Origin of the sequence: Synechococcus sp. H55.10, assembly GCF_047502715.1 — a bacterium.
Taxonomy (GTDB): domain Bacteria; phylum Cyanobacteriota; class Cyanobacteriia; order Thermostichales; family Thermostichaceae; genus Thermostichus.
The window spans coordinates 1-580 of sequence record NZ_JANSJJ010000226.1 but is presented as its reverse complement, the minus strand read 5'-3'; the positions used below and the strand labels follow the sequence as shown (position 1 = coordinate 580).

The window sequence follows — 580 nt, the reverse complement described above, 5'->3', positions numbered from 1 at the left end:
GCGCAGCATCTCAAAAAAGGTGTGGTGGCGAGCCGTCCGTCCCACGTTCTCGATGTCGTTGGTGCGTACGCATTTCTGGGCAGTCGTGACCCGTGGGTACTCCGGATCCCGATGCCCCAGGAAGATGGGCTTGAAGGGTAGCATGCCGGCGATGGTCAGCAGCACCGTGGGATCCTCCGGCACCAAGGAGGCGCTGGGCAGTACCTGGTGGCCCCGCTGGGCGTAGAAGTCCAGAAAAGCCTGCCGGATGGCGGCACCGGAGAAGGATGGAGACATGGTCAAGGCGAAGAATAACTGTATTGATAATTCTAGGTTTTTTGGCGCGTGGGCATTTTTACTATTGAGGTCTGGATTTTGTCGGCACCGCCCGCCAAAGCAGAAAAATCTAAGCGATTTCTCCGATTGAGCCCGCGTGGGCAAACGCTAGGATCAGCCTGTTGGAGCCAGATGTGCAAGATTTTTCTCCCCTTGGTCTAGGCTAGATGTATCTCTGGCAACGCGCTTGCCCGCCCATCAGCCTCGTCTCGGTTACCTAGCCGTCAGTCGGTAGCGCTTGGAGGGGTATGCCCACCTGCTATTG

1 protein-coding gene is annotated in these 580 nt (G+C 57.4%); it reads right to left on the bottom strand.

Annotated features, from left to right (window positions below; all coding sequences use genetic code 11):
• On the bottom strand, window positions 1-276 hold a 276-nt coding region (locus NW858_RS11955), incomplete at its 3' end, for an alanine--tRNA ligase-related protein (protein ID WP_414520581.1).
• Window positions 277-580: the final 304 nt, after the last annotated feature.